Source organism: Pseudoalteromonas sp. SiA1, assembly GCF_018732205.1.
GTDB lineage: Bacteria > Pseudomonadota > Gammaproteobacteria > Enterobacterales > Alteromonadaceae > Pseudoalteromonas > Pseudoalteromonas tetraodonis.
In genome coordinates, this window is the sequence record NZ_CP076084.1 from 2,615,916 (window position 1) to 2,640,282 (window position 24,367).

The following is a 24,367-nucleotide window of genomic DNA, read 5'->3' on the forward strand; positions in this document are numbered from 1 at the left end:
ATGCGACTCAATAAATTAATTAAACCGGTATTACTAGCAAGCCTCTGCGCCTTATCTAGTGTGGCAATTGCACAAACGAAAGTAATATATAATGCCAATGGCTACACCCCTTTATACAAAGGAAAAATGCGCCACGGCGAAGTAAATACATTTACAACCTTAGTCATAAAAGATGGCAAAGTTGTAAAAACAGGTCCTGACAGCTTAAAAAATAGCTTCCCGGGCGCAACCCTAATTGACGCCAATGGAAAAACCTTATTACCAGGGCTCATTGATGCCCACGGACACGTAATTGGCCTGGGTGAAAACTTGTCACAGCTGGATGTTCGCGGCGCAAAATCGGTAGATGAAATAACCGCTAAGCTCAACGAATTTGCCAAAGGCAAAGAAGGTTGGATTATTGGTCGGGGCTGGAACCAAGAGCTATGGTCCGACACGCGTTTCCCTACCGCTGCTGATTTAGACAAAGTCGTCAGCGACCGCCCTGTTATTTTATCGCGAGTAGATAGCCATGCTATTTGGGTTAATTCAAAAGCACTAGAACTTGCCAATATTAATGCTGACACACCAGCCCCAGCAGGTGGAGAAATTATAAAAGATGAGTTTGGCAAACCAACCGGTATTTTTATAGATAAAGCAGAAACCTTGGTTACTCAACATATGCCTGCAACATCTGCGCAATCGGTTAGCAATGCATTAGATGCCGCAGGTAAACATTTATTAAGCTTAGGCATTACCTCAACCCACGATGCAGGTATTGATAAAACCACGTGGCAAGTTTATAAACAGCGCGCTGAGTTAGGTACATTACCGCTTAGAATTGTAGCGATGTTAAGTGCAGCAAGCCCAGATTTAAACATGATGCTTAAAGCGGGTCGGTATCAAGATGCTCAAGATTTTTTATCTATTCGCAGTGTAAAAATTTATGCTGATGGAGCCCTAGGGTCACGCGGTGCCGCGCTTATTGAAGAATACGCAGACAGAGCAAACCACTTTGGCCTAATGCTTGAAACCCAACAAAAGCTAGAACAATTATTTACACTCACTTTTAAAAGCGGGTTTAGTGCAAATACCCACGCCATTGGCGATAGAGCAAATAAAATTGTGCTCGATGCCTATCAAAATGTATTTAAGCAAACCGGTGGTATACTACTGCGTAATCGCATGGAGCATGCACAAATAGTTTCGCCGGAGGATATACCGCGCTTTAAAACCCTGAAAATAATTCCATCAATGCAACCTGTGCATGCTACATCTGACATGCATATGGCAGAGCAGCGTTTAACCGATAAACAACTCCAAGGCGCATACGCTTGGCAAACATTCTTAGAGCAGGGGTCGACTATTGCAGCGGGTTCTGATTACCCTGTCGAGCTGGCGAACCCGTTTGATGGCTTATATTCTGCCATTACACGTATGGATCATAATCAATTGCCTGAAAATGGTTGGCGCGCCAGTGAAGTGTTAAGCAGAGAAGATGCATTACGTGCGTTTACCCTTGGCGGCGCGTATGCAGCGCATCAAGAGTTTAAGCTAGGGAGTTTAGAACAAGGTAAATGGGCTGACTTTATACTGGTTGATCAAGACTACTTTAAAGTCCCCATTGAGCAGCTATACAAAACTCAGGTGCTGCAAACGTGGATTGCGGGTACGTTACGCTACGAAAAAGATGCCGCAAAAGCTGAGTAATTAAAAACAAAAAGGGTTAACTTGCGTTAACCCTTTTTTGTATCAACTTTTGACTGACGATATAGCTTAATAATGTGATAAATATTGACCAAAGCCAACAAGCCGTTGGTAAAAGCCACCGGCACTGAGCCTATAGCCGTACCGTAAAAAGTAAACGCAATACAGCCCAATAAATTAAACCAACGTAGTTTGGTTACATCAGTCATGGTTAATGATATGACTAATAAGACGGATGCTAAATAACCTAAATATTCCCAACTCAATTGTTCTCTCCTAGGCTTTAGGTTAGTATTACGCGTTAAATTTTAGTACATTATTAAGCTACGCTACGCAGTAGTTAAAATAAAAAAGCTAACTTACCAATAAAACCTTAAAATATACTGGTTAATACCACAATTTTTAATCATTACACGGAAGAATGAAGGTCATTTAACGCTATTAATTATCTTAACGGCGTGGGCAAGTTAGCATAAATTCTTAATCTTAATGCTATCGTCATTAAGGTGTAATAAATAGGACAATTGTCCGAAGAGCATGATCGATGTTTCAATACCATTTTTCCAGTTACCTTGTTGATCAACTGCTGACGTTTGCCGGCAGTAGTTTTCAGCAATCAAAAAAAGAAATATTAATACAGCAAGACCAGCCGTTAACTAAGTTGGTATTAGTGCGAAGTGGAACTGTATCGTTTAGTTACGATGTAGGTAATGGCAGGCGCCTGCTACTTGGCCAACTCGACTGTAACAATACCCTAATTGGCGAAATTGAAGCACTTAATAATAACCCCTGCATTTACACGGTAACCTGCTTTAGTGATGTCACGTATAACTTGATTGAATTAAAACATTGGCGTTCATTATTGCTCGATAAACCCGAGCTAAGCTTATATACAGCGCAAACGATTGCGGCTAAGTTTCAAGAAAATCAAAAAATTAATTTAGATAAGCTGTTACTGCCGTTGAGCTACAATATTGCCAAAGACTGCTTATTACGTGCAGAGAATAACAATCCCACTTTATTACGTGCTTACCCTACGGTAAATGCAGAAGCTGAGCGCTTTGCAACCACTGAGCGTGCATACAGGCGTGTAGTGAGTGAGTTAGTAGAGAAAAACTTAGTGCAAAGAAGCACACAAGGACTACAAGCTGTCGATATTCCTAAATTAAGTGACTATGTAGATAGCTTTGCACAGCTTTAAAGACAATAAAAAAGGCCATTAAGGCCTTTTTTATTGATCAAAATCACATTTACTTTTCAAGTAAAATATCGTGGATTTTAGCTAAATCAGATTTACCTTCAATAATTTCATCCGGCGTTAAACCTGATAATTCATGCGGGAATACTAACCATTCTTCAGATTCATGAATGTAGTAATCAGGCACTGTATCAACTTTTGAATTTTTTGGCTTGTAGTATGGACAAGCAATACGAATATCACGTGGTAAGTTTAAACGCATTAGCTCAGAGAGCTTCTCTTTTAACGCTACAATACTACGACCTGAGTCAAAAACATCGTCAACAATCAGTAAAGAGTCACCTGCATTTGCGTTTTCAACTATGTAGTGTAAACCATGTACTTTGATTTCTTTTGATTGCTTACCAATACCGTAATAAGACGAGGTACGAACCGCAATGTGATCCGTTTCTATGCCTTTGTAATCATAATATTCCTGAACCGCAATCCCAATTGGAGCACCACCGCGCCATATACCAATAATAAAATCTGGACGAAAGCCATCTTTATACACTTGTGCCGCTACGCGGAATGAATCTTCAAGTAATTGTTGAGCCGTGATATAGCACTTTTCTGACATAGTAAGGATCCCAGTGGTATGTATAATATTTGAGCGAGGTTTAAATAAAAATAGATGCCCAAACACGTAATGGCGAAGGATTTTACCGTAAATAAAACAAAATTGCTTGTTTGGCGGATAAAAAAATAGGCACCCTAAGGTACCTATTTTTTAACTAATGCGTAATCTCAGTAGATTATGCCTTTTCAAGTAGGGTACGTGCTACGGTGCGCATACCTTGTGTAGTTGCACCTGAAGCCCATTGACTTGTGCTACCACCCATATTAAATGCAGCAGCTAAATCGATGTGTACCCAGCCTTTGCCATCGTTTGGCACAAAGCGAGATAAGAAACCAGCGGCGTTAGATGCACCACCGAAACCACCGCCTTTTTGGGCGCGGCTATTTGCTGTATCCGCATACGGCGATGGGCAGTTTTGTTGATGCCACTTTTCAAGTGGTAATGGCCATGCGGCTTCCATTTCTTGTGACGCAAAGTCTTCCACTTCACGCACTAGCTCTTTATCAAGGGCAAACAATGCGTTGTACTCTTGACCAACAGCAACAAGGGCGGCACCAGTAAGGGTTGCCGCATCAATAATAAGTGGAGCGCCTGTCTCGCCTGCGGCCATTAAGCCATCAGCCAATACTAAACGCCCTTCAGCATCGGTATTTACAATTTCAACGGTTATGCCATTTTTGTAAGTAAGAATGTCACCTAGTTTGTATGCATTACCCGAAATTAAGTTCTCTGCACAACATAAAAACAACTTAATACGCTTTTCTACGCCACGGCTAATTGCCAGTGCCAAACCTGCGGTTACCGTTGCTGCACCACCCATGTCGCACTTCATACCCAACATACCTTCGCTTGGTTTAATTGAGTAACCACCTGAGTCAAACGTAATACCTTTACCAACAAGTGCTGCGCTTACCGGTGCGTTCTCATCGCCAGTTGGGTTGTAATCAAGCTCAAGTAATACTGGCGGACGCTCACTACCACGACCAACGGCATGAATACCAATCCACTGCTGTTCTAATAGCGCATCGCCTTTTATGATTTGATAGCTAACATGCTCTGGTGCAAGTGATTGAATAAATTCAGCGGCTTTTTCAGCTAAGCTTTCTGGGTAAATGTCATCGGCGGTACCATTGATCATTTCGCGCGCCCACGTTGCCGATGCTTTTAAATCAGCGAGTTCTTTAAGATCAGATTGTGCGTTATCAACAAACTCAACACCGTTTAGTACTTTTGGTGATACAAAGCCTTGGTAAAAAGCCCATTGGCTCTCTGTGCACCATACATCACCTTCAAGAACAACATTTTTAATGCCTTGATTTGCAATTGTACGACCCGCTTTTTGCACATTTTTTAATGTTTCTTGCTCAGATAAATGAACCGTTGCGCCGTGTTCGTTAAAAGATAATGACGCACTTTCGCCCCAATGCCCTGGTGCCAACTGCTCGCTTAATTGAACAACAAATTTTTCACTCATGTTAGAATATCCTTGCACTTAAATGTGCGGTTGAGTTTACTATAGAGCGCTTAAGTTCCCAACTGCTTGAGGTGAATAACCTCAACCGGCCTGTAAACCTCAATTTTACTTACCCTAAACTCGGGTTAATAAGTTTGCTAACATATTGAGCTATAAAAATATTTAAGTTTATTATCTCTAGAAAAAATGAACTCAACGCAGTTAGCGCTAAAACAACTACTTGAAATAAACTTATTATCCAGTGCTCAGGTTACATAAGGAAGTCATAAATGAAGTACACCCCGCCATTACAATCTGCCACTTTATTAAAGCGTTACAAACGCTTTTTAGCTGATTTAGAGCTCAGTGATGGCACTACTTTTACCGCTCACTGTGCTAATACGGGTAAGATGACGGGCTGTGCCGATGTCGGTTTTACTGCCTTTTATTCCACCAGCAGTAATACCAAGCGAAAGTACCCGCAGTCATTAGAGCTGACGCAAAATAATGTATCACAGCTTATTTGTGTAAATACCGCTATCGCCAATAAAGTGGTCGAAGAAGCACTTAATAATGAGGTTATTGATGAGCTTACAGGCTATCAACACATACAAAGTGAAGTGAAGTATGGCAGTGAAAACAGCCGCATCGACTTTTTACTTACCCACAGCAGCAAAGCCAATTGCTATGTTGAAGTTAAATCAGTCACGCTGCTGAGCGAAGATCGTCCACAAAGTGGTCAAGGCTACTTCCCTGACGCCCAAACTGTTCGTGGGCAAAAGCATATTCGTGAATTAATCGACATGGTAAAACAAGGGCATCGAGCGGTATTACTATTTGCAGTGCTGCACCAAGGCATCACACAAGTCAGTGCTGCGGTGCATATTGACCCAACCTATGCAGAATTGCTTAGCGAGGCCATTGAGCAAGGCGTAGAAGTATTAGCTTATAAAGCACACATTTCAGCGAGTGAAGTTACTTTAATTGAAAAAGTGCCGTTTATTGACTAGGTAAATAGAGCGCCAGCATTCGTACTGGCGCTCAAAGTGTGCTTACTCTTTACTCATTGATAAATCCATTTCATTAATTAAATTTAGATTAATATCTGCATCTTTAAATAAGATGGGTCTTAATACTGGCGTATTTGAGTAAAAACGCGATTGCTCATCAAAATGTTCTGAGCTTGAATCTGAACTCTGCGACATAGTCAGTAATCCTTTTGCCACAGGACCATCATCGGTAAAGTTCATCACAAACATCCAGCTCGATCCGTAATTAACAGGGTAACCACTGGCTGTTAAATTTGACGCTAACGGTTTACCTGTTATCGCATCATCCAATGTTTGATGATCGATATATGGGATCACCGTAGAAAATGAACGACTGCTACTGCGATCAAAACGATACACATTAAAGCCTCCTTCCACACTCATTGGCCCACTCCAAGGAAGTTTCTCGCCTGAAGCAATGCCGCCTGCTAGCGTTTTTTCAACAAATTGCAGCTCACCTAAAGTACTGTTTAATGCCACGCCATTGCTTTGTAAATTAAGCACTGCATGCGCTAAAGCCGTTAACGCAGAGCCATCGGCAAGTAAGGTATTTGGCGTATTTGCAGGGTTGGTCACATCAAAATTATCATATAAGTATTCATCACCATTAAATAAGTGAGCAAACTCTCTGATTAACGCAGCGCCTTGTGTATCAAGGTTCATAGCGCCATTCCAGCCCTCTAACACGGCGCAGGCAGCTGTTAGGTCAATACTTGTTCCATTAGTTAGGGTAACCGGTGTTGCGCCACGCGCTTTACACTGGGCAACTAAATCATCAAATACTAATTCACCTAAATAGATACGATTGCCTACTAGCGCATTTTCAAGTTCAGCCAAATCAAACTTACTGTCTTCACCGCCTCCCTCTTTTATGAGCTTCAAACCCATACGGGTACGCAATGATAATGGCTGATGAACATCGCCATATTGCGCAGCAAAGCCCACAAGAGGTTGTTCAAGATTAGTAACCCAATAGCTGTCATTTGAGTTTTGTACGTAGTCAGTGCGACTTAGTTGGGGAGCTTGTTCAAAAGGCACAACGCCTTGCGGCTCAAATAACTTTAAGTTACCAGGTACTAAATCAAAGCCCGTCGACTCTCTAAGTGCAACCAATTCAGGTTGCAAACGAATTGCCATATTTGCGGTATCACCCAGTTTCAAAACGGTGCTGTCATCAACAAAAAAGACATTACCTTCTTTATCGCTGGCCATGGTGTTATTAAATGAAACGCCATCGTATTTAGCAAACGAGGCCTTCATCTCTTCTAAGCTGGTTGCTTGATTAATAGCTGACCACTGAGCAACCACATCCATATTAAACTCATTGGCATCTTTGATGGTAAATGCTTGGCTGTCGTTCCACCCTAAACCATTTGCGGCAGGTGTTTCAATCATTAAACCATGGTGGCTATAGTAAAACGGTTTGCTAAGTGTAATTGTGGTCCCTGGTGCCACAGTTACCTCAACGTTAATTGTTTTTGAAGTAATTTCATAATTATCACCTTCAACGCTGTAACCCATGCGATCATTTTCATTTAGTGCTAGCTGATAAATTAAAAAATGACGTGCTGTAGAAAAAGTATGGGTCCAAGCTATGTGCTCATTAAAACCAATATTGATCACTCCTGGCATCCCTTGCAAACTGCCCCCCATTACATTCATAGCGTTGGGAATGGTTAGGTGTGATTGCCAAAAGCGTAAATTGCCCTCGTGAGGAAAATGAGGATTTGCTAATAGACCACCTTTACCATTGGCCATCATATCTTTACCAAGCCCCCAACCATTTGACCCTAAGTGATCAAATTTTTTCTCTAGCTTAAATTGCTTTGCTCGCTGATTAATATTGCCTACCATTGAAGACACAGCACTTGGCTGCTCTGACGTAGGCATTGGCAGATACTCATTCGCATCACCCGGGTTTGCTAAAAAAGCGAGCTCTAAAAAGTTAGCCGAGCTGGCTAGCTGCACTGTAGCCATAGAGTACGCCAACATATCTTGTGCTGTTAAACTGGTAACCCAAGGTGCAGAGGCACACTCCGGCGCTAAATTATCAACCCCCGTATCAGTAACGTATTTATTAAAGCCTTGCACAAACCCTTCAAAGTGCGCTCGGCTGTTCTCTTCTAATTGATCATAATTGGCTTGAGCATATTCATTCACACCCAAGGCTTTATAACCAAAGTCAGAAATTAAATGCGTTGAGTCGCCACTGCCTGGTACTTTATCTGGACCATAGTATTTCGAGCGTTCACCGCGCACTTTAATAATTTGATCCATCAATAGACACGCATGATCTTTAGCATAAGCATAACCACTACCAAACGCTAAGCTCTCTAAGTTATCAGCAGTGATATGCGGCACACCGAAGGTAGTCCAACGGATATTCGCATCAAGTTTATTATCGTCATCAAATGCAATTATTGGCGCGCTCGTCTCTGGAACGGGATCAGGCACCACGACAATTGGTGGTGCAACGTTATTGTCATTGTCTTCGCTACAACCAATTAAAAGTAGGCTACTGGCGATACAAAGTGAGAGTAAATGGGGCTTCATTGTGGTGTTCCTTGTCATTATTATTGTTTAACTTTACAACCATGCCGTAAATACTTATTAAAATCTTGACCTCAAACGCACAAAATTGACTTTGCGCGCCAGTTAGGGCAGCTTAAACTTTAACCGTCTAGAAAAGGATATTTTATGTATTTTGTAAGTAGCCAAATTATTCGTTCTTTAACTAGTTACTTAGCTTCTCAAGGTCTGAATAAAGAACACTTACTTAATAATATTACTCAAGGAGGGCAGCAACTTAATAACAGTCGCTATAAATACCCGCTTGCTGATTACGAACAGCTCATGGCCATTGGCGCAAAACACTTAAATAGGAACACAGTAGGATTAGAGTTTGGTCAAGCGCTTAATGCGCAAAACTGGGGATTACTTGGGCATATTGCTTTAGTGAGTGACTCTTTATTAAGCGCATTACAACATGCTTTAAAGCTGCATACCTTAGTTAGAAACATTGGCACTATTAGCCTACATCATCACCCACAACACAGCAGCCTAGAATGGCACCCCAAAACACCAGTCACACACTTCATGGCAGATGAGCTTTTTAGTAGCTGGCTTGCTTTTGCTCAACAATGTTGTGAATGGCAAGCCCCGTTGATGCTCAGCCAAATAAAATTAATGCGCCCACAACCGCCCATCAATGAAGTTAAACAGTATCAAAGTGTATTTAACTGTCCTATTGAGTTTAATAGCACAACAAATAGCATGATCTTTGATAGCCAATTACTACACTGCCCACTAAAAGGCGCTAATAACGAGCTAGAAACTTTATTAGCCGCACAGGCTATTAACTACAACCACGAAGCTCAGTATATTAGTCAGCTCAAAGCGCTAATAACACAACACCTGCCAGAGCGTTTAAGTGTTCAGCAAGCTGCTCAGGCATTAGCGCTATCAACTCGCAGCCTACAGCGTTACTTAAAACAACAACACACCAGCTACAGCAAAATTATTGACGAAATATGCAAACAACAAGCCCTTATATTACTAAAACAAGGACTCAGTTCGTTAAACATTGCCACTGCGCTGGGCTTTTCTGAACAAAGCGCTTTTCAGCGTGCTTTTAAACGCTGGTATTGTATTACGCCTAAAAAATACTTAACCGAAAAGTAAAAGATGAGTTGTTTTTATTATTTTTGCCCACATAACAACGCCAGTTTATAAACCGATACTGTAATAAAAAAGTATAAACACTGCTTTTGCTACTTTTATATGGGTAAACAGGGTTGAAGCTAATTCGATTATTTAAAAATAAATTTGCCTAGGGTATAAGTTTCTGTTATTTATACCGCCGGCTAATGCTGAGGCATTAAATTAAGGATTTAGGAGAGAGTTATGCCAGACCAAAAAAGACATGGTTTATTGGCTCAAGCCGGTTTAGAACCATACCAAGAAAAACCGGGTGAAGAGTACATGAATGAAGCACAACGTGCTCATTTTAAAACAATTTTAGAAACTTGGCGTAATGATTTACGGAACGAAGTTGATCGTACTAAGTCACATATGCAAGACGAAGCAGCTAACTTTCCTGATCCCGTTGACCGCGCAGCACAAGAAGAAGAGTTCTCATTAGAGCTTCGTACTCGTGACCGCGAACGCAAATTAATTAAGAAAATTGAAAAAACAATCAACTTAATTAAAGAAGACGAGTTTGGTTTTTGTGAGTCTTGTGGCATTGAAATTGGCATTCGTCGTTTAGAAGCACGTCCTACTGCCGATTTATGCGTAGACTGTAAAACACTTGCCGAAATTAAAGAAAAGCAAGCTGGACGCGGCTAATTAAGTTATAGCCATGTCTTCTACAGCCGTTACCGCGCAAGTATCTGACTATCGCGGCCGATTTGCACCGTCTCCTTCGGGGCCGTTACATTTTGGCTCACTTGTGGCGGCTGTAGGTAGCTACCTAGATGCAAAAGTTAACCAAGGGAAATGGTTAGTACGCATTGAGGATATAGACACCACTCGCGTTGTTAAAGGCGCAGCCACCGATATCCTAAATACCTTAGACGCCTACTGCCTTAATTGGGATGAAAACGTTGTGTATCAAACACAGCGTCTTACTATTTATCAAGATGCAGTAAACTCACTGTCAAAACAACACCTTATTTATGCCTGCCAATGCTCTCGTAAGCAAATAAAAGCGCTAGGTGGAATTTATCAAGGGCAATGTAAACATAGCCAACTCAGTGAACAGGGTCATGCCCTTCGCTTAACTCAATGCCATGCAACCGTGACTTATAACGACCTTATTCAGGGGCGTATTGACGTTGACCCTGCTCTGGCCCATGAAGATTACATTATAAAACGTAGCGACGGTTTATTTGCCTATCAACTGGTGGTGGTTATTGATGACATTGAGCAAGGGATCAATCGAATTGTACGAGGCGCTGATCTACTTGAACCTACCGCCCGTCAAATAAGTCTCTTTAAGCAACTTAATAACCCTATTCCAGAATTTGCTCATTTACCTTTAGCGGTAGCAAAACCCGGATTTAAACTCTCTAAACAAAATTACGCCCCCGCTATTTGCAAACAAAATCCCAAACCGACTTTGATAGCGGTATTTAACTTTTTAGGTTTGCCAACCCACGACCAACTTATGGATTTAACCACAGAGCAATTACTTGCTTGGGGCGTGGCACATTTTAACTTAAGCCGCGTTCCCACTACGCGTGAAATACAGATTTAACGCTCTTTCGCGGATTGGGTATAACAAATTCAAATAAAATCGTTAAAAATGGCTTAATTTCAGCACTGCAACTTAATTTTTCCACCTTGCTGGTATATGATAGCCGCCTAAATATATGCTAATTACATAAAACAGTAAGTACAGCTCTATGAGAAGGTACTTGTTGTCATTTTGATTGCAATGGCGAGTCAATCAACCGCTTCTCTAGGAGACAGACTATTATTTCCAAGCTTTTTCAATTTTGTCGACAAATTATCGGCCCGAATGCCAGTGCCGAAGATGTCGCAATCAGCAGTGAACCGTTGGTGATCCCTCGAGGTGAGCATGGTATTTCTCGCAAACAATTTAGCCCAAATGCAATCAAAGTACTCTATCGCCTAAAAGATGGTGGCTATGATGCCTACTTAGTTGGTGGTTGCATTCGCGATGTATTGTTAGGTCAACAACCCAAAGATTTTGATGTTGTAACCAATGCAACCCCTGAGCAAGTTAAAAAACTGTTTCGTAACTGCCGTTTAATTGGCCGCCGCTTTCGTTTAGCGCACATTGTTTTTGGTCGTGAGATTATTGAAGTGGCCACCATGCGCGGCCATCACGAAGCACAAGAAGACAAAAATCAAATTAGCCAATCAAGCGAACATGGGCAACTACTTCGCGACAACGTATTTGGCAGCATTGAAGAAGATGCCGAGCGTCGTGATTTTTCAATCAATGCCTTATATTACTCAATCAATGATTTTTGTATTTATGATTACGCCAATGGTTTAGCGGCCATAAAGGCAAAACAAATTGAGTTAATTGGCGACCCTGAAACACGCTATCGTGAAGACCCCGTGCGTATGCTTCGTGCAGTGCGCTTTGCTACTAAACTCGATATGCAAATAGCACCTGCAAGCGAAAAGCCAATAACCGCTCTAGCTAGCTTGCTTGATAACATTCCACCGGCACGTTTGTTTGAAGAAATACTCAAGCTGTTTTTAAACGGCAAAGCACAACAAAACTTTTTAATGCTGCGCAAATACGGGTTATTTAAATCGTTGTTCCCAGAACTTGACCGCATTTTGGATAAAAACCCAGGCGGGCTTGAAGAAACTTTCATCAAGCAAATGTTTGCAAACACTGACATCCGCATTAATGCAGAGAAAAAAGTCACCCCTGCGTTTGTATTTGCAGCGTTACTGTGGTTTCCATTGGTTGAACGTACTGAAAAAATTCGACGTCAAGAACAACTCTCTGAATACGATGCCTTTGCCCAAGCAATTAATAAAGTACTTAGTGAGAACGCTCAGCATATTGCAGTACCAAAACGCTTTACGTTAGGCGCCCGTGATATTTGGCATATTCAACAACGTTTAGACAAACGTGCAGGCCAACGTGCCTATCGCTTAACACAGCAGCCTCGTTTTAAAGCCGCTTATGACTTTTTATTACTGCGTGTTGATGCCGGTGAAACTGAGCATACAGAGCTTGCACAGTGGTGGACACAGTACTTGAGTCAAGATATTAATGGCCAAAAAGAAATGGTGCGAGAGCTAGGTCATCAAGGTGGACCAAAACCACGTAAGCGTCCTCGTCGGCGCACCACTAAAAAACCAGCTGAGTAAAGAATGCAACGTGTCTATTTAGGCTTAGGTGCCAACCTTAATACACCTAAAAAACAACTTGATGATGCTGTTGTTGCACTTAAAAACTTGCCTAACAGCGAGTTTATCGCTTGCTCACATTATTATGCGAGCAAGCCTATGGGGCCACAAGATCAACCCGATTATGTGAACGCGGTTGCCTGTATCAATACCTCGCTACAGCCAGAGCAGTTACTTGATTTAACGCAAGCCATAGAGGTGGAGCATGGTCGAGTCAGAAAAGCTGAGCGTTGGGGCGCACGCACACTGGATATTGATATTTTATTATTTGGTGAGCAGGTTATAAATACAAAACGTTTAACGGTGCCTCATTACGGATTAAACGAGAGAGAGTTTGTTGTTTACCCGCTGCAAGAAATTGCACCCGAACTTATTTTACCAAGCGGCGCATCTATCAAACAGATAGCAAATAACCTACCGCTTAACGACTTACAACAATTACCGCTGTAATTAACTAAGACCACTGTCTGCGAGAATATTATGTCTAAAATAACCGTTTCAACTTTGAATAAAATGAAGGCTGAAAGTAATAAAATCACTGCGTTAACAGCTTATGATGCCAGTTTTGCTAAGTTATTTCATGAGAATGGCGTTGAAGTTGTTTTAGTCGGTGATTCTTTGGGAATGGTATTACAAGGTGGCGATGACACACTCGCTGTGACAAACCAAGAAATTGCGTACCATACTCGCTGTGTTCGCGCTGGAAGCCGTGATCTATTTGTTATTGCCGACCTACCGTTTATGACCTACGCAAATCCAAATGATGCGTGTAAAAATGCCGCAGAGCTCATGCGCTCAGGTGCTAATATGGTCAAGCTTGAAGGTGGCGAATGGCTGCATGACAGCATTAAATCACTTACTCAGCAAGGTATTCCGGTGTGTGGGCATTTAGGGCTTACGCCGCAATCTGTGCACGTATTTGGTGGTTTTAAAATTCAAGGCCGTGAAGAAGCACAAGCACAAAAAATTATTGCCGATGCAAAAGCATTAGAGGCAGCGGGTGCTCAACTACTCGTGCTTGAGTGTATTCCAAGTGCCTTAGCAAAACGTATTACTGACTCATTAAGCATTCCGACTATAGGGATTGGTGCGGGCAATGTAACCGATGGCCAAATTTTGGTTATGCACGATTTAGTCGGTATTTCTGCAGGCTACATTCCTAAATTTTCAAAAAACTTTTTACTCGAAACAGGCAACATGCCTGCCGCTGTTAAAAAGTATTGTAACGATGTTAAAAGCGGCGTTTTTCCAAGCGCTGAACACGAGTTTAAATAATGCAGTCAATCACTGAAATTAAATCATTACGCAGTCAAATAAGAGCTTGGCGCCAAGCGGGTTTAAGTGTTGCACTAGTACCTACTATGGGTAACCTGCACCGCGGTCACTTTTCGTTGGTAGAAAAAGCAAAAACACTGGCCGACAAAGTCGTTGTTAGTATTTTTGTTAACCCGATGCAATTTGGTGCTAACGAAGATCTAGACAATTATCCGCGTACCTTAGATGCCGATAAACAAGGTTTAGCCGATCTTGAAACGGATATTTTGTTTATCCCCAGTGTAGAGGCTATTTACCCAAATGGCTTAGGGGTGCAAAGTTTTGTTGATGTACCAGGTATTTCGATGGGCTATTGCGGCGGCTCACGTCCTGGTCATTTTAAAGGTGTAGCAACAGTTGTCACTAAACTATTTAACTTAGTCCAACCTGATTACGCCTGCTTTGGTGAAAAAGACTTTCAGCAGCTGCAAGTTGTTAAAACAATGGCCCGTGATTTGTCGATACCAGTAGAAATTATTGGTGTGCCAACGATGCGTGAAGTTAGCGGCCTTGCCATGAGCTCACGCAATGGGTATTTATCAAGTGATGAAAAGCAAACCGCTACGATTTTATTCAACACTTTAAATCACTGTGCGCAGCAACTAAAAAGCGGAAATAAAGCGTTTGCTACTCTTGAAGCTGATGCTAAAGCGACTTTAGAAAGCGCAGGGCTAAAACCAGATTATTTTTCGATAGCTCAACGAGATACATTAAAAGCTGCTACACTCGAAGATACACGATTTGTTATTTTAGCTGCCGCCTTTTTAGGAAGTGTTAGATTAATCGACAATATACAGGTTGAAGTTTAATACTGGTGTAGCCTCACTTTAAGGATAAGTATGAAAACTTTTATTAAAACCACTCTAGTGGCTTTTTCTTTTGCAGCATTGGCAGGGTGCCAAAGCCAAGCAGGTAATCCAGCACTTAACCAATGCGCTCAGCAAAGTTATCAATGCGAAACCAGCTGTGAACAACAAACAACCACCGATAGCCTTAAGTCACAGGTTTGCTCATCTAAATGCATCGAAGCGTATAATCAATGCAAAGTACAAGCTGAAAACTTAAGTAAAGCTGACTAATATCAATTGGCATAAATTGTAAACCAAAAAAAACCGCTCATTTGAGCGGTTTTTTAATTATTAGCGGTTTATTTTAAGCCTAACTTTTTCAACTCAACTTCAACTAGCTTTGCAGAAAGTGGCACATAACCATCTTTTTCTACAATTTTTTGACCTTCTTGCGAAAGTACCATCTTTAAAAACTCAGCTTCAACTGGGCCAAGTGGCTTATTTGGGTGTTTATTTACATAAACATATAAGAAACGTGAAAGTGGGTATTTACCTTGAGCTACGTTTTCAAGCGTGGCATCAACAAAGTTAGTACCTTTTTTAGATAACGGAACAGTACGTACACCCGATGTTTTATAACCAATGCCAGAATAACCAATGGCATTTAGTGATGCTGAAATTGACTGTACAACAGAAGCTGAACCCGGTTGCTCGTTCACGTTATTACGAAAATCGCCTTTACATAAGGCTTTCTTTTTAAAGTAACCGTAAGTCCCTGATACTGAGTTACGTCCATATAATTGCACGTCTTTTGCAGCCCAATCACCTTCTAGACCAACATCACTCCAGCGGTTTACTTGCTCTGGTGCGCCACATTTACGTGTTGATGAGAAAATAGCATCGATTTGGTCAATACGCAGCCCTTCAATTGGGTTATCTTTATGAACAAATACCGCCAATGCATCAATTGCTACACGTACTTGTGTTGGCTTATAGCCATAGCGCTTTTCAAATGCTTCAATTTCTTTCGACTTCATAGCACGGCTCATTGGACCTAAATTTGCCGTACCTTCTGTTAATGCTGGTGGCGCAGTAGACGAACCTGCCGCTTGAATTTGAATATTTACATTTGGGTAAATACGCTTATATTCTTCAGCCCAAAAGGTCATCATGTTGGCTAACGTATCAGACCCTACCGATGAAAAGTTACCTGATACACCGCTAATTTTTTGATACTCAGGCATACCGTCTTCTAATGCTACTGCTTGCGCAGATACAAATGTTGTAACAGCCACACCCATTGCGGCAACTAAGTTTTTAAATTTCATTTTGGGGTTCTCCAGTTTGTTCGTCCCATTTCCTAACTGCGGTTCACTCTAAAGTGAGTACATGACAATGGTGTGACTCTTAAATGACACTTTTATGACTAGCAGTATTACTCGTCACTAATGGCGAAATAGAGATCAGCCTATCGCTTGAAAACGCAAAAGAAAAACAGGAGCCTTTACCCAGTTCACTGTTAATTTTTAATTGGCTACCATGGCGAGTAAGTACATGTTTAGTAATTGCTAAGCCTAATCCTGAGCCACCTGTGGTGCGGCTTCTGGCTTTATCGACCCGATAAAAACGCTCAGTTAAGCGATTTATATGCTCTGGTGCAATACCATCACCATTATCAGTAACACTAAAATATGCCTGTTCATTGTTGCGCTGCCAACACACCTCAATTTTACCACCTGACTTAGTATAATGAATGGCATTAAATACTAAGTTTGAAAACGCACTTCTGAGCTCATCCTCAGCACCGGTAATATCAAGTGACGCATCAATATTAAAAATAAGTTGATGGCCTTTATCTTGATTTATAGACTGTGCTTCAGTTTCAATCAGTTTTAGCAATTGCGGTACATTTACTGCCTTATCATTACTGTGGCGTTTTGCGCCTTCAATACGTGATAACGAAAGTAACTGATTCACTAAACTATCCATGCGTTTACATTGTTCTAGCATGGTAGTTTGTGCTTTATTCCACATTGCAGGCGGAGGGAGCGAATCACTGTCGAGCATTTCAAGGTAGCCGGTAACAACCGTTAAAGGGGTTCTGAGCTCATGAGACACATTAGCAACAAAGTCTTTACGCATCTGCTCAAGCTGCTTTAAACGGGTTACATCGCGTACTACCACCAATAACTGAGTATTAGCATAAGGCATCACCCTAAATTCAAGAACTTGCTCAACACTGTGGCCACTTTCAAGCTCCAGTGCATCACTAAACTCTTTACGGCGCATATATTTAGCAAATTTAGGATCGCGAATGAGGTTATCTAAACGCTGACCATGATCAACCGGCCATTGTAACCCTAACACTTTGAGTGCAAGTTGATTACACCACACAATTGATAAATCGTTTTGCAATACAACAACAGCATCAGGCACCGCCTCAGCACCGTCACGAAAACGGCGTATCAGCTCTGCCAGTTCGTTACGCTTTTTACGATTACGATGTTGCAGCTGATAGATGCCTTCAAATACTTGCTCCCACGATCCTTCACCTTCTGGTGGGTTAAAACTGCGCTGGTTATGCAGCCAATCACTTAACCGATAAAGTTGATGGTAATGCCACATAAGTAGCGAAAAAGCGCCCAAAAACAACATCAAAAATGGGGCACCAATAAGCACCCCAATTAAAAGTAAAGGTATAAAATAGACAAACAGCCGCTTTGTTAGCGCCTGCTTGTTAATAACTCGATACATACACGCTCTTTACCTTATAAACGCTAGCAGACAAGTTGACTGAACTAGGTTAATAGATTGCTACTTAACTAAGTAAGCTTAATTGTAAGCACACTATAGTTTACTCGAAAAGCGATAACCAGCTCCGCGTACCGTTTGTACTAAGCGGTCATGTCCAAGCGTAGCAATCGCTTTACGCAAGCGACGAATATGAACATCTACGGTTCTGTCTTCAACATACACATTCGTGCCCCATACATGATCAAGCAGTTGCTCACGGCTGTAAACACGCTCTGGATGGGTCATAAAAAAGTGTAACAGTCTAAATTCGGTTGGCCCCATATCAAGCTCACTGCCCCCTGAGGTAACACGATGCGAAATAGGGTCCAAGCGCAGGCCATGCACTTCAATTGCTTCTTCTAAAGAGGTAGGTGCTACTCGGCGAATAACCGCTTTAATACGCGCCATTAACTCTTTAGGTGAAAACGGCTTAGTAACGTAATCATCAGCGCCCACTTCTAAACCGCGTATTTTGTCTTCTTCTTCACCGCGAGCAGTCAGCATAATGATAGGGATTTGGCGTGTGTGTTCATTTTGTTTGAATTTTTTAGCAATTTGAATTCCACTACCACCAGGTAGCATCCAATCGAGTAACACCATATCTGGATAAGGTTCAACCATTGCGGCTATTGCAGAATCATAATCTTCTGCCTCAATGGCTTGAAAGCCATTTTGTTCTAAAACAAAAACCAACATTTCCCTGATAGGTGCTTCGTCATCAACGACTAATACTTTACGTGACATTCCAATTTATCTCTTAGGCTATTGAGTAGGTTTCATTATTATGACTAAGTATGACATTTTTATTAAAGTGTAACGTCTAAATTAAAATGAGACTAAAAAAAACACAAAATAGTAACAAAAAATTGAATATGTCATATTTTTATCATCTTGAGCAGTAAATAAAAAAGTGGTTTGCAGTAAAGTGAGTCGTTATTAAAGGCATTATTTATGATATTAACTTGGGATCATCAAATTACTAACTAGCAGCTATTTTTAGGCTTAATAATAAAAGTCGGCACCTATTTAGATCAGGTTTATTAAGATCTTAAATACAAGGATCAGAGTTTTATCAAGCAGATCCCTTTTCGGATCACTATTTTACCCACTAACAAAGCTAAACCAATGATTTACTGTGTGATTTTTATCCATTAATTATGATGTTCGACACTTAAAAGTACAAAATGCATCACTTTAAGCCCTTCACTTAGTAAAGTAATGATCCCAGATAAGGTTAGTTAGTAATCGAGTGATCCCAGATTTATCGGTAAGTAAAATACTGATCTCTTACAGATCAAAAAAGCCAGTGCGTAAGCAACTGGCTTTTTATAATGAGTGCGAGAGTATCGCCGTTATTGGCTCATCATTTTATTTTTGGGTTTAACTCACCGCTTAAGTATTTAAGGTGCATTTCATCCAATGAAATTGGCTTAATTTTACTTGCTTGACCCGCAGTACCAAACGCCTCGTAACGGGCGATACAAATATCAGTCATCGCTTGTGTTGCAGCGGCTAAAAACTTACGTGGGTCGAAGTTAGACGGGTTCATTGCTAAATGACGACGGATTGCACCGGTAGACGCTAAACGTAAGTCAGTATCAATGTTTACCTTACGCACACCGTATTTAATACCTTCAACAATTTGCTCAACTGGCACACCGTATGTTTCAGGAATTTCGCCACCGTATTGGTTAATCACTTCTAACCACTCTTGTGGTACAGAAGACGAGCCATGCATTACTAAGTGCGTGTTTGGAATACGCGCATGAATTTCTTTAATACGATCAATCGCTAAAATGTCGTCGGTTGGTGGACGAGTAAATTTGTAGGCACCGTGTGATGTACCACAGGCAATAGCCAGCGCATCAACATGGGTTTTATTTACAAAATCAGCTGCTTCTTCTGGATTCGTTAGCATTTGCTCTGTGGTAAGTTTACCCTCAGCGCCAACGCCGTCTTCTTCACCCGCTTCACCGGTTTCAAGTGAACCTAATACACCTAGCTCACCCTCAACTGAAACACCACATGCGTGTGCCATTTCAACTGTTTTACGTGTTACATCAACGTTGTAATCGTAGCTTGACGGAGTTTTACCATCGCTCATTAACGAGCCATCCATCATTACTGATGAAAAACCTAACTGAATTGAACGCTGACATACACCCGGTGATGTACCGTGATCCTGATGCATAACCACGGGGATATGTGGCCATTCTTCAACTGCCGCTAAAATCATATGACGAATAAAAGGTGCACCGGCATACGCACGTGCGCCCGCAGAACCTTGCACAATAACAGGGCTGTTTGTTTTATCAGCCGCTTCCATAATTGCGCGCATTTGCTCTTGGTTATTTACATTAAACGCGGGTACACCGTAACCATGCTCAGCGGCATGATCCAGAAGTTGTCGCATACTGATTAAAGCCATTGGGTATTCTCCAATTTATCGATAGTCATTTAACTATCTAGTTTGAACGGATTTGTTAGTTTGGCGCAATAACTGCACCTCGAACCTTAAAGCTCAACGCCTAAAATTCGAATTAAATAACTAATAAATAAAAGTGAGAGGTATTTATCAGTTAAGTGTAGCAGATGCGGACACTCCACATCTGCCTAACGGCTAGCTAATACTTAACGTATTACTTAGCACGTGATTCTAGCATCACTACTGCTGGCAGTTTTTTACCTTCTAAAAACTCTAAGAAAGCACCACCACCGGTAGAAATATACGAAACTTTGTCACTAATGCCGTACTTGTCAATTGCTGCTAAAGTGTCACCACCGCCTGCAATTGAAAACGCTTTTGAATCAGCAATTGCTTGGGCAATAGCACGTGTACCATTACCGAACTGATCAAATTCAAACACACCGACTGGGCCATTCCATACAACGGTGCCCGCATTAGCAATAATTTTTGCAAGTTTGTTTGCTGTATCAGGGCCAATATCAAAAATCATATCGTCGCTGGTAACTTCGCTTACATCTTTAAGTGTTGCTACAGCTGATTCTGAGAATTCATTACCCACAACAACATCAGTCGGTACTGGAATTTCACCATTGTTAGCTTTTGCTGCTGCACATAAGCGATTAGCTTCGTCCATTAAGTCAGCTTCAAAAAGGGACTTACCTACAGGATAACCTGCAGCGGCAATAAAGGTATTAGCAATACCGCCACCCGTAACAAGCTGGTCAACAATTTTAGATAACGAATCAAGTACGGTTAACTTAGTTGACACTTTAGAGCCACCCACAATCGCCACGAGCGGGCGTGCTGGGTTATCAAGTGCTTTGCCTAGCGCTTCAAGTTCAGCTGATAATAATGGACCGGCACACGCTACATCAGCAAATAAACCTACACCATGCGTTGATGCTTGTGCGCGATGCGCAGTACCAAAGGCATCCATTACGTACACGTCACATAATGCAGCTAATTGCTTTGATAAGGTTTCGTCGTCTTTTTTCTCGCCTTTATTAAAACGCACGTTTTCAAAAACAACGACTTCGTTATCTGCAACATCAACGCCGTTTAGGTAATCTTTTTCTAGGCGAACTGTTTGCTCAAGTGCATCATTTAAGTAATCAACAACCGGAGCCAATGAAAACTCTTCTTCGTATTGCCCTTCCGTAGGACGGCCAAGGTGTGACATAACCATCACTTTCGCGCCTTTCTCTAACGCTAGTTTGATAGTAGGTAACGCAGCACGAATACGTGCATCTGACGTCACTTTTCCTGCTTTAACGGGTACATTTAAATCTTCACGAATTAATACGCGTTTGCCGTTTAAATCTAAATCTGCCATTTTAATGACCGACATGAACATCTCCTTAGTTAACGATACTGAACCTGAAAAATACGTTTTAAATATTACTTAAATGCCATCATAGCACGCGCGGTATCGAGCATGCGATTCGCAAACCCCCACTCGTTATCACACCAAACTAATAACTTTATCAGTCGTTTATGACTAACACGTGTCTGTGTGCCATCTATGATACAAGAATGTGGGTCATGGTTAAAATCAACCGATACCAACGGCTCTTCGGTGTAACTTAAAATACCTTCAAGGCGGTCTTTAGCTTGTGCTTTAAGGGCATTATTAACCGCACTTAAATCTACATCTGCATTAACCGTGACACTTAAATCCATCGCCGTCACATTAATGGTCGGTACACGGACCGCAATGGCCTCAAAGCGACCTTTAAATTTAGGTAAAATACGGTCTATACCACGGGCTAATTTTGTATCTACAGGAATAATAGACTGGCTGGCGGCACGCGTACGGCGTAAATCATGATGATACGCATCAATCACTTGCTGATCGTTCATTGACGCATGAATGGTCGTAATAGCACCTGATTCAATGCCAAAGGCATCATCGAGTACTTTAATAACAGGAACAACGCAGTTGGTGGTACACGAGCCATTAGAGACAATAGTATGCTCGCTTTTAAGCTCATCGTCATTAATACCGTAAACAATAGTGGCATCAACATCATTATCCGCAGGATGTGAAAACAGCACCTTTTTTGCACCCGCAGTCAAATGTAACTGTGCATGCTCACGTGAGTGGTAAACCCCCGTACATTCAAGCACCACGTCAACATCTAACGTTTGCCACGGTAATTCAACTGGATTTTGTTCACAAAATAACGCAATGGTGTCATCAGCAACGCTGATAGTGTCTTCACCTAGTTTAACTGGAAAAGCAAAACGACCATGAGAGGTGTCGTATTTTAATAAATGGGCAATAGCTTCAGGGTCGGCTAGTTCGTTAATTGCAACAATTTTGATCTCGTCGCTTAAGCCTGATTCGTATAGTGCACGGACAATATTTCGACCAATACGACCAAAACCATTAATTGCAAGTTTGATTGCCATGAAATATAAAATCCACTCTAGTTACGTACAGAGAAAGGCAGCGTCGCCTTTTAGATGGCGGTATTGTAATCGACCTTGCCTGTGATTATAAGAGCCAAGCATTAGAAACTTTAAATTAACGTCATAATCAACACACACTGCACTTTTACTTTTAGCCCTGCTAGTGGGTATTTGCACTGTTTGCTATTTTAGTTTTAAATCAAACACCACCTTTATTGATGCTTTAACGCTTATTGTTGCGCCTAAATATTGCTGCTGCATAAATGGATTCTCGTTATTACTAGCAACCATACTATTTCTGTGGCTAGATAAAATAATGTGCTTAACACCGCCCGCGTCATAATCGTAATCTGAGCTGCTGGAATTTGCACTGATACTGTAAACGTTGCCAAGTTCAGCGCCAAAAGCTTGAGCGAGCTTATTTCCCTTCGCTTTTGCGTTATCGATTGCTAATTGTGTTGCCTCTGCCTCTAACTGATTAACTTTAGAGGATAAACCATTAATTTTTTCGATATTGTCTATTTTTAAGCTTTGAGCAAAATTAATAAATTCATCGACTTTTTTAATATCTTTTAATGTGACTTTAACTGTTTTCAGGGCTAAATACTTATCGCCTGAAACAGTCCCAGATTCTGTACCAATCATAGTGTATAACTTGCTTTTTAAACCAGATATATAAACATCGTCTTGGCCAAAACCGTATTTGTCTGATTGTTCAAGTAGCAAGCTAATCCGGCCATCAAGCTCACGTTTAGCCTCAAGTAATGTATCTTCAGTGCTTTTTACTTCAAATATAATTTGAGCCATATCAGGCTCAACAAATACCTCAGCTGACCCCTGCACTGAAATATGACGATTAGCTGGCACGCTTGAATTAGCAAAAGTAATAAGAGGGAATAAGTTAATAAAAATAGCGATGATAAGTTTCATATTCGTTCCTTGAATTCATAATAAATCACACGTTCCCATAATTATACAAATAAAAACAAAAGTAAACTGCCTCATTAACCAAGTATTTATGCATTCTTTATAGGTTGGGTTTCGCTTCGCTCTGCCCAACCTACGTCAACTCGCCTACTTTGAGCTCCTTACCGGCGCTTATTTGATGGCATTGGGCTAATAACAACTCAGCAGTAGCTTGTGCATCGGTAAGGGCGTGATGACAATGATAGCTTGGTAAGTCGTAGCGTTTACGACATTCATTAAGAGTTAAATCGTCTAATTTTATATCTGAGCTATGCTTTAGCAGACGCTTTTTTTCTATTTGTAAGGTATCGATAATCAACTTGGGGCGCTGGGTGATCCCTGCATTTTTTAGTGCTAACTTTAAAAAACCCCAATCGAGCATGGCATTATGAAATACTAAAATACAGTCACTAAAGTGAGCGCTTAAAGACGTTATAATGCTTTGTAGACTTTGCCCTTGTGCCACAGAGTCAGTACTAATGCCATGAAAAACGGGGCTCTGCTCTAGACTTTTCACCTCTTTATTAACCAAATGCTGCGACTGACTGTTTTTGATACATTCGTTATCAATCAGTACCCAAGCAACCGAAACAATTTCATGTTGTTTAGGATCAAGCCCTGTTAATTCCAAATCAATCACTAAGTAACGTTGCTTTAAAGCACTTTGCATGAGCAAGTGGCGGCGCTTTAAATAACGAGTAATAAGCTGCTTAACCATTGTT

23 protein-coding genes are annotated in these 24,367 nt (G+C 41.2%); 11 read left to right on the plus strand and 12 right to left on the minus strand.

The window, feature by feature from the left end:
- A complete protein-coding gene (locus KK487_RS12180) occupies positions 1 to 1,689 on the plus strand; it encodes an amidohydrolase (RefSeq protein ID WP_128583340.1) in 1,689 nt (562 codons plus the stop codon).
- A gap of 26 nt (positions 1,690 to 1,715) precedes the next feature.
- Here the strand turns inward: KK487_RS12180 and KK487_RS12185 are convergent, their stop codons facing one another.
- Positions 1,716 to 1,952, minus strand: coding sequence for a YgjV family protein (locus KK487_RS12185; RefSeq protein ID WP_215521803.1), 237 nt, complete (start codon positions 1,950 to 1,952; stop codon positions 1,716 to 1,718).
- Between the two features lie 278 nt (positions 1,953 to 2,230).
- Here KK487_RS12185 and KK487_RS12190 point away from each other — a divergent pair, with 278 nt between their 5' ends.
- Positions 2,231 to 2,887, plus strand: a complete 657-nt coding sequence (locus KK487_RS12190) for a Crp/Fnr family transcriptional regulator (protein ID WP_016900456.1) — start codon at positions 2,231 to 2,233, stop codon at positions 2,885 to 2,887.
- 49 nt (positions 2,888 to 2,936) lie between these two features.
- On the opposite strand, the gene KK487_RS12195 is transcribed toward KK487_RS12190, so the two are convergent.
- Complete coding sequence (locus KK487_RS12195) at positions 2,937 to 3,503, minus strand: phosphoribosyltransferase (RefSeq protein WP_008111161.1); 567 nt, start codon at positions 3,501 to 3,503, stop codon at positions 2,937 to 2,939.
- Positions 3,504 to 3,678: 175 nt separating this feature from the next.
- Positions 3,679 to 4,977: an aminopeptidase PepB gene (pepB, locus tag KK487_RS12200; protein ID WP_013465734.1), complete on the minus strand. Its 1,299-nt coding sequence runs from the start codon at positions 4,975 to 4,977 to the stop codon at positions 3,679 to 3,681.
- A 269-nt stretch (positions 4,978 to 5,246) separates the two neighbouring features.
- Between pepB and sfsA the strand changes: the two genes are divergently transcribed.
- Positions 5,247 to 5,966 (plus strand): DNA/RNA nuclease SfsA, encoded by a 720-nt coding sequence (sfsA, locus tag KK487_RS12205; protein WP_013465735.1) that lies wholly within the window; start codon positions 5,247 to 5,249, stop codon positions 5,964 to 5,966.
- Between the two features lie 42 nt (positions 5,967 to 6,008).
- Here the strand turns inward: sfsA and KK487_RS12210 are convergent, their stop codons facing one another.
- Positions 6,009 to 8,558, minus strand: coding sequence for a penicillin acylase family protein (locus KK487_RS12210; protein ID WP_013465736.1), 2,550 nt, complete (start codon positions 8,556 to 8,558; stop codon positions 6,009 to 6,011).
- A gap of 144 nt (positions 8,559 to 8,702) precedes the next feature.
- On the opposite strand from KK487_RS12210, the gene KK487_RS12215 reads away from it, so the two are divergent.
- The 8 genes from KK487_RS12215 to KK487_RS12250 all read left to right on the plus strand — a co-directional run bounded on the left by KK487_RS12215 (position 8,703) and on the right by KK487_RS12250 (position 15,298).
- A complete protein-coding gene (locus KK487_RS12215; protein ID WP_013465737.1) occupies positions 8,703 to 9,686 on the plus strand; it encodes an AraC family transcriptional regulator in 984 nt (327 codons plus the stop codon).
- 222 nt (positions 9,687 to 9,908) lie between these two features.
- Positions 9,909 to 10,352 (plus strand): RNA polymerase-binding protein DksA, encoded by a 444-nt coding sequence (gene dksA, locus KK487_RS12220; RefSeq protein ID WP_013465738.1) that lies wholly within the window; start codon positions 9,909 to 9,911, stop codon positions 10,350 to 10,352.
- 13 nt (positions 10,353 to 10,365) lie between these two features.
- Positions 10,366 to 11,262 (plus strand): tRNA glutamyl-Q(34) synthetase GluQRS, encoded by an 897-nt coding sequence (gluQRS, locus tag KK487_RS12225; protein ID WP_013465739.1) that lies wholly within the window; start codon positions 10,366 to 10,368, stop codon positions 11,260 to 11,262.
- Positions 11,263 to 11,567: 305 nt separating this feature from the next.
- The gene (gene pcnB / locus KK487_RS12230; protein ID WP_024602358.1) at positions 11,568 to 12,866 is read left to right on the plus strand and encodes a polynucleotide adenylyltransferase PcnB; all 1,299 of its coding nucleotides are present in this window, start codon (positions 11,568 to 11,570) and stop codon (positions 12,864 to 12,866) included.
- A 3-nt stretch (positions 12,867 to 12,869) separates the two neighbouring features.
- Entirely contained in the window at positions 12,870 to 13,355 is a 486-nt protein-coding gene (gene folK, locus KK487_RS12235) for a 2-amino-4-hydroxy-6-hydroxymethyldihydropteridine diphosphokinase (protein ID WP_013465741.1), read from the plus strand.
- Between the two features lie 30 nt (positions 13,356 to 13,385).
- Positions 13,386 to 14,180, plus strand: a complete 795-nt coding sequence (panB, locus tag KK487_RS12240) for a 3-methyl-2-oxobutanoate hydroxymethyltransferase (protein ID WP_013465742.1) — start codon at positions 13,386 to 13,388, stop codon at positions 14,178 to 14,180.
- Positions 14,180 to 15,028, plus strand: a complete 849-nt coding sequence (panC, locus tag KK487_RS12245) for a pantoate--beta-alanine ligase (RefSeq protein ID WP_016900475.1) — start codon at positions 14,180 to 14,182, stop codon at positions 15,026 to 15,028. Before panB ends, panC begins: the two co-directional genes overlap by 1 nt.
- Before the next feature lie 30 nt (positions 15,029 to 15,058).
- On the plus strand, positions 15,059 to 15,298 hold the full coding sequence (locus tag KK487_RS12250; RefSeq protein ID WP_013465744.1) for a hypothetical protein: 240 nt from the start codon (positions 15,059 to 15,061) through the stop codon (positions 15,296 to 15,298).
- Between the two features lie 68 nt (positions 15,299 to 15,366).
- On the opposite strand, the gene KK487_RS12255 is transcribed toward KK487_RS12250, so the two are convergent.
- From KK487_RS12255 to KK487_RS12290, 8 genes are all read right to left on the minus strand, one after another.
- A complete protein-coding gene (locus KK487_RS12255) occupies positions 15,367 to 16,335 on the minus strand; it encodes a PstS family phosphate ABC transporter substrate-binding protein (protein WP_013465745.1) in 969 nt (322 codons plus the stop codon).
- Positions 16,336 to 16,414: 79 nt separating this feature from the next.
- Positions 16,415 to 17,761 (minus strand): phosphate regulon sensor histidine kinase PhoR, encoded by a 1,347-nt coding sequence (phoR, locus tag KK487_RS12260; protein ID WP_128583333.1) that lies wholly within the window; start codon positions 17,759 to 17,761, stop codon positions 16,415 to 16,417.
- Between the two features lie 93 nt (positions 17,762 to 17,854).
- Positions 17,855 to 18,544 carry a phosphate regulon transcriptional regulator PhoB gene (gene phoB, locus KK487_RS12265; RefSeq protein WP_013465747.1) on the minus strand — a complete coding sequence of 230 codons (690 nt, stop codon included), beginning with the start codon at positions 18,542 to 18,544 and terminating at the stop codon, positions 17,855 to 17,857.
- A 619-nt stretch (positions 18,545 to 19,163) separates the two neighbouring features.
- Positions 19,164 to 20,228 carry a class II fructose-bisphosphate aldolase gene (fba, locus tag KK487_RS12270; RefSeq protein WP_008111197.1) on the minus strand — a complete coding sequence of 355 codons (1,065 nt, stop codon included), beginning with the start codon at positions 20,226 to 20,228 and terminating at the stop codon, positions 19,164 to 19,166.
- Between the two features lie 211 nt (positions 20,229 to 20,439).
- Positions 20,440 to 21,615, minus strand: a complete 1,176-nt coding sequence (locus KK487_RS12275; RefSeq protein ID WP_016900480.1) for a phosphoglycerate kinase — start codon at positions 21,613 to 21,615, stop codon at positions 20,440 to 20,442.
- 50 nt (positions 21,616 to 21,665) lie between these two features.
- Positions 21,666 to 22,679, minus strand: a complete 1,014-nt coding sequence (epd, locus tag KK487_RS12280) for an erythrose-4-phosphate dehydrogenase (RefSeq protein WP_016900482.1) — start codon at positions 22,677 to 22,679, stop codon at positions 21,666 to 21,668.
- A 183-nt stretch (positions 22,680 to 22,862) separates the two neighbouring features.
- The gene (locus KK487_RS12285) at positions 22,863 to 23,609 is read right to left on the minus strand and encodes an SIMPL domain-containing protein (protein WP_215521804.1); all 747 of its coding nucleotides are present in this window, start codon (positions 23,607 to 23,609) and stop codon (positions 22,863 to 22,865) included.
- Between the two features lie 130 nt (positions 23,610 to 23,739).
- On the minus strand, positions 23,740 to 24,363 hold the full coding sequence (locus KK487_RS12290) for a 3'-5' exonuclease (RefSeq protein WP_024602352.1): 624 nt from the start codon (positions 24,361 to 24,363) through the stop codon (positions 23,740 to 23,742).
- Between the last annotated feature and the right edge of the window lie 4 nt (positions 24,364 to 24,367).

Bases quoted from the DNA above. Each gene is read 5' to 3' on its own strand.
- KK487_RS12180 (WP_128583340.1), top strand. From the start codon at position 1: ATGCGACTCAATAAATTAATTAAACCGGTATTACTAGCAAGCCTCTGC.
- KK487_RS12190 (WP_016900456.1), top strand. From the start codon at position 2,231: ATGTTTCAATACCATTTTTCCAGTTACCTTGTTGATCAACTGCTGACG.
- KK487_RS12195 (WP_008111161.1), bottom strand. From the start codon at position 3,503: ATGTCAGAAAAGTGCTATATCACGGCTCAACAATTACTTGAAGATTCA.
- pepB (WP_013465734.1), bottom strand. From the start codon at position 4,977: ATGAGTGAAAAATTTGTTGTTCAATTAAGCGAGCAGTTGGCACCAGGG.
- sfsA (WP_013465735.1), top strand. From the start codon at position 5,247: ATGAAGTACACCCCGCCATTACAATCTGCCACTTTATTAAAGCGTTAC.
- KK487_RS12210 (WP_013465736.1), bottom strand. From the start codon at position 8,558: ATGAAGCCCCATTTACTCTCACTTTGTATCGCCAGTAGCCTACTTTTA.
- KK487_RS12215 (WP_013465737.1), top strand. From the start codon at position 8,703: ATGTATTTTGTAAGTAGCCAAATTATTCGTTCTTTAACTAGTTACTTA.
- dksA (WP_013465738.1), top strand. From the start codon at position 9,909: ATGCCAGACCAAAAAAGACATGGTTTATTGGCTCAAGCCGGTTTAGAA.
- gluQRS (WP_013465739.1), top strand. From the start codon at position 10,366: ATGTCTTCTACAGCCGTTACCGCGCAAGTATCTGACTATCGCGGCCGA.
- folK (WP_013465741.1), top strand. From the start codon at position 12,870: ATGCAACGTGTCTATTTAGGCTTAGGTGCCAACCTTAATACACCTAAA.
- panB (WP_013465742.1), top strand. From the start codon at position 13,386: ATGTCTAAAATAACCGTTTCAACTTTGAATAAAATGAAGGCTGAAAGT.
- panC (WP_016900475.1), top strand. From the start codon at position 14,180: ATGCAGTCAATCACTGAAATTAAATCATTACGCAGTCAAATAAGAGCT.
- KK487_RS12250 (WP_013465744.1), top strand. From the start codon at position 15,059: ATGAAAACTTTTATTAAAACCACTCTAGTGGCTTTTTCTTTTGCAGCA.
- KK487_RS12255 (WP_013465745.1), bottom strand. From the start codon at position 16,335: ATGAAATTTAAAAACTTAGTTGCCGCAATGGGTGTGGCTGTTACAACA.
- phoR (WP_128583333.1), bottom strand. From the start codon at position 17,761: ATGTATCGAGTTATTAACAAGCAGGCGCTAACAAAGCGGCTGTTTGTC.
- phoB (WP_013465747.1), bottom strand. From the start codon at position 18,544: ATGTCACGTAAAGTATTAGTCGTTGATGACGAAGCACCTATCAGGGAA.
- fba (WP_008111197.1), bottom strand. From the start codon at position 20,228: ATGGCTTTAATCAGTATGCGACAACTTCTGGATCATGCCGCTGAGCAT.
- KK487_RS12275 (WP_016900480.1), bottom strand. From the start codon at position 21,615: ATGTCGGTCATTAAAATGGCAGATTTAGATTTAAACGGCAAACGCGTA.
- epd (WP_016900482.1), bottom strand. From the start codon at position 22,679: ATGGCAATCAAACTTGCAATTAATGGTTTTGGTCGTATTGGTCGAAAT.
- KK487_RS12285 (WP_215521804.1), bottom strand. From the start codon at position 23,609: ATGAAACTTATCATCGCTATTTTTATTAACTTATTCCCTCTTATTACT.
- KK487_RS12290 (WP_024602352.1), bottom strand. From the start codon at position 24,363: ATGGTTAAGCAGCTTATTACTCGTTATTTAAAGCGCCGCCACTTGCTC.